This is a genomic window from Pseudomonas sp. PS02303 (assembly GCF_029959925.1).
GTDB lineage: Bacteria > Pseudomonadota > Gammaproteobacteria > Pseudomonadales > Pseudomonadaceae > Aquipseudomonas > Aquipseudomonas mandelii.
Window position 1 is genome coordinate 1 of record NZ_JASCOM010000429.1, and the last position, 2,991, is coordinate 2,991.

The 2,991-nt window shown below is 61.4% G+C and carries 3 protein-coding genes; 1 reads left to right on the plus strand and 2 read right to left on the minus strand.

Annotated elements, in window-relative coordinates; genetic code table 11:
- Positions 1-89 precede the first annotated feature (89 nt).
- Both QMX98_RS33645 and QMX98_RS33650 read right to left on the minus strand, forming a co-directional pair.
- Positions 90-704 carry an NAD(P)-dependent oxidoreductase gene (locus QMX98_RS33645; protein ID WP_010457587.1) on the minus strand — a complete coding sequence of 205 codons (615 nt, stop codon included), beginning with the start codon at positions 702-704 and terminating at the stop codon, positions 90-92.
- A gap of 212 nt (positions 705-916) precedes the next feature.
- A complete protein-coding gene (locus QMX98_RS33650; protein WP_282412042.1) occupies positions 917-1,804 on the minus strand; it encodes an MBL fold metallo-hydrolase in 888 nt (295 codons plus the stop codon).
- 115 nt (positions 1,805-1,919) lie between these two features.
- Here QMX98_RS33650 and QMX98_RS33655 point away from each other — a divergent pair, with 115 nt between their 5' ends.
- Positions 1,920-2,825: a LysR family transcriptional regulator gene (locus QMX98_RS33655; RefSeq protein WP_202979502.1), complete on the plus strand. Its 906-nt coding sequence runs from the start codon at positions 1,920-1,922 to the stop codon at positions 2,823-2,825.
- Positions 2,826-2,991: the final 166 nt, after the last annotated feature.

The following is a 2,991-nucleotide window of genomic DNA, read 5'->3' on the forward strand; positions in this document are numbered from 1 at the left end:
GCTCGCGATAGCAGTGGGTCAGTCGGCATATTTGTTGAATGACCCACCGCTATCGCGAGCAGGCTCGCTCCCACAGGTTTTTCAGTGACTCAGTAACCGACGGTGAACCGCTGACGCGAATGCTTCGGCGCTTCCACTTCATCGATCAGCGCAATCGCGTAATCGGCGAACGAAATCCAGCTCCGCCCTTCGCTGCTCACCAGCAAATCATCCTTGCCCACCCGAAACGCCCCCGTACGCTCACCTTCGACGAACTCCGCCGACGGTGACAGAAAGGTCCAGTCCAGATCCTGTTCCTGACGCAGGTTTTCCAGAAACAAAGCCCCGGCGCTCGCCTCAGCCTTGTACTCCTCAGGAAAGCCCTTGCTGTCGATCACTCGAGTGCCGTCCGGCAGCAACAGCGAACCCGCACCGCCCACCACCAGCAGGCGTTTCACCCCGGCCTTTTTCACCGGCCCGATCACCGCGCTGGCGGGAAGGGTCGCGAAGTGCGCCGCGCTGATGACCACGTCATGGCCTTCGACGGCCGCTTGCAACGCGTGGGCATCAAGGGCATCGACGTTCCTGGTAACCACACCGGCACGCGGGCTTATCTTCGAGGTGTCGCGGGCAATGGCCGTGACGCTATGACCCCGACGCAGGGCTTCTTCCAGCAATTGGCTGCCGGCACGGCCGGTGGCACCGATGATTGCGATTTTGCTCATGACGTTCTCCAGTTGGCTTGAGTACACGCGTATTCGTTTGGCATCCAACATTGTGGCGAGGGAGCTTGCTCCCGTTCGGCTGCGCAGCAGTCGTAAAACCTGAGAGTGCGCTGTGGCTCAAACACTGCGGGCGAGCGCTTCGCACTGGAGCGCCAGCCCGGTCCAGCGGGAGCAAGCTCCCTCGCCACAGTTAATCCACTCGCCACATAAACTCATTCACCCCACTTCATCTCGCCCTTGGCGACTTTCGCGCTCAGCTCCAGCGAGCTGTCTTCGCCCAAAGTCGGGAAGCGTTTTTTCATGGCGGCGATCAGCGCAGCGGCGTCTTTGGCCTTTGCGGTTTCTTCGTCGAAGGCCTTGATGTAATCGGCGGTGAACTGCACGGCGGCCAGCGAACGGGCGCTCTGCCCCAGGTAATGCCCCGGCACGATGGTTTTCGGTTTCAAGGTTTCGATGGCATGTAGCGTAGCCAACCAATCGGTGTGGGATTGCGCAGTCTGGGTGTCGGCCATCCACACGTGGATGTTTTCGGCGACGACCACGCCACCGACCACGGCCTTGATCGACGGGATCCACACAAAGGTCCGGTCCGGCTGCTTGCCGTCCAGGCCCACCACCTGCAACTTCTGCCCTTCAAGCATCAGGCTGTCACCCTTGAGTACGCCCGGCACGATGGTTTTGGCCGGCACGTCGGCGCCCATTTTCGGGCCCCAGAACGCCAGTTTGCCGTCGACGGTGTGCTTGATGTGATCCACGGTCGGCTGCGAGGCCAGCACTTTGGCGTTCGGGAAGGCGGCGGTCAGGGTGTCGAGGCCGAAGTAGTAATCCGGGTCACCGTGGCTGATGTAGATGGTGGTCAGTTGCTTGCCGCTGGCGCGGATTTTCTCGACCACCTGTTCGGCCTGGGATTTGCCGAATTGCGCGTCGACCAGAATCGCTTCTTTCTCACCGCTGACCAGAACCGAAGTCACCGGGAAGATTGCCTTGTCGCCCGGGTTGTACACGTCCAGGGTCAGGGTCGATGCCGCAGCCGCGTGGGCCGCGAAGCCGAGGGTGGCGGTGGCCAGCAAAAAGCGCTTGAGAGAGGTGAAGCCGATCATCTGTTGCTCCGTTGTCCAAATGCCGTGTCTGGCGATGGGGACAGAGCTTAGTTGCATGACTCAGTACAAAAAATGCGATGCTTGAACATAGTTTGTTTCTGAAAGCGGGCAAATCATGGATCGTCTACAAGCAATGCGAGTGTTCGTCTCAGTGGTCGACCTCGGCAGCCAGTCGGCCGCCGCCGATCATCTGGACCTGTCGCGGCCGGTGGTATCGCGTTATCTGGCCGAGCTGGAAGACTGGGTCGGCGCACGTTTGATGCACCGCACCACGCGCAAATTGAGCCTGACCGCCGCCGGCAGCGAGATTTTGCCCCGGTGTCGGCAGATGCTCGACCTGTCCACCGACATGCAAGCCGCTGTCAGCGAGCCGGACGAGGCGCCACGTGGCCTGCTGCGCATCAGCGTCAGCACCTCGTTCGGCCAGGCGCAATTGGCGGATGCCATGGCGGCTTACGTCAAAAGGTACCCCGGTGTCAGCATCGACATGCAGATGCTCGACCGCACGGTGAACCTGGTGGATGAACGCATCGACCTGGCGATCCGCACCAGCAACGACCTTGACCCGAACCTGATCGCCCGGCGGCTGACCGTCTGCCGCTCGGTGATCTGCGCCTCCCCTGCTTACCTGAGCGAACACCCGACACCGCAGCGGGTCGAGGACTTGAGCCAGCACAACTGCCTGACCCACTCCTACTTCGGCAAAAGCCTCTGGCATTTCGAGGAGAACGGCGAGCCGGTGTCGGTGCCCGTGCAGGGCAACATCAGCGCCAACGAAGCCAGCACATTGCTGCGCGCAACCATGGCGGGTGCGGGGGTGGCAATGCTGCCCAGTTATCAGGCGGGTGTGCATATCCACAGCGGCGAGCTGATCCGCCTGCTGCCACACGCCGAGCCCCGGCAGATGAACGTGTACGCGGTATACGCCTCACGCAAGCACATGCCGGCGGCGCTGCGCAGCATGCTGGATTTTCTGGTGCTCAGGTTTCCCGAAGAGCCGGCATGGGATATCGGCCTGTAACCGAATCCCCTTGTAGGAGCGAGCCTGCTCGCGATGACGGTCTGAAATCTGACATCTTTGTTGCCTGACACTCCGCTATCGCGAGCAGGCTCGCTCCCACAGTTTGATTGGTGATACCGCAGCCTTTGCGCTCGACTCAATTCCCCTTGTGGGAGCGAGCCTGCTC

What these genes read in the sequence shown, in the direction of transcription:
- QMX98_RS33650 (WP_282412042.1), bottom strand. Translation starts at nt 1,804, where the DNA reads ATGATCGGCTTCACCTCTCTCAAGCGCTTTTTGCTGGCCACCGCCACC.
- QMX98_RS33655 (WP_202979502.1), top strand. Translation starts at nt 1,920, where the DNA reads ATGGATCGTCTACAAGCAATGCGAGTGTTCGTCTCAGTGGTCGACCTC.
- QMX98_RS33645 (WP_010457587.1), bottom strand. Translation starts at nt 704, where the DNA reads ATGAGCAAAATCGCAATCATCGGTGCCACCGGCCGTGCCGGCAGCCAA.